The following is a 655-nucleotide window of genomic DNA, read 5'->3' on the forward strand; positions in this document are numbered from 1 at the left end:
TCTGCACGCAGGGTGGCGGGTGGCAGGCTGGCGTTGGTGGAGGCGCCTTGGAGGGCGTCGTCAATGGACAGGCTGACAGGGCCGGGATGGGCGCTCAGCATGGTGTCGAAGGCTTGGCGCAGGGCTTGGGGTAGCTGTTGTAGTGTCGAAACCGTCGCGTGATCTTTCATGACGTTGGCGGCTATCGTTTCGGGCTGGGCGTTACTGATGACCAGCAGCGCGCAGGCGTCCTGGTGCGCGGTGGCGAGGGCTCCCAGGGCTGAGGGGATGCCCAGGGGGCCCGTGAGTACGACGGCCATGGGGCGACCGCACGCACGGTAGTAGCCGTCGGCGAGGTGCACGGCGCTGTGGGCCTGGATGACGTGGATAAAGGGGATGTCGGTGCCCGGGGTCAGCAGCGCTTCCACCAGGGCCCGGGCGCCGTCGCCCGGGGGCCCGGCTACGTAGTCGACACTGTTGGCCTTGAGTGCCTTGGCGATGATTTGGCCACCTGTGAATTTCACTCGATACTCCAGCGAATGCGCGGCGTCTGGGCCGGGATCAGGCTTGGAGTATTCGCCTGGTGCGGGGTGGGCTCAATTTCGCACCTTGGGTAAAAGAGACGCAGATTGACGCAGATATTGGGGCTCACTACAGCACAGCGGCCTGCAGGCCG

Annotated in this window: 1 protein-coding gene; it reads right to left on the minus strand. The window is 65.5% G+C overall.

The genetic code is table 11. The features are described 5' to 3' along the window. A partial coding sequence (locus HX786_RS31625; protein WP_372847453.1) for a thiamine pyrophosphate-binding protein occupies positions 1–503 on the minus strand: 503 nt, incomplete at its 3' end. Between the last annotated feature and the right edge of the window lie 152 nt (positions 504–655).

The organism is Pseudomonas sp. 21615526 (assembly GCF_013386245.1).
GTDB lineage: Bacteria > Pseudomonadota > Gammaproteobacteria > Pseudomonadales > Pseudomonadaceae > Aquipseudomonas.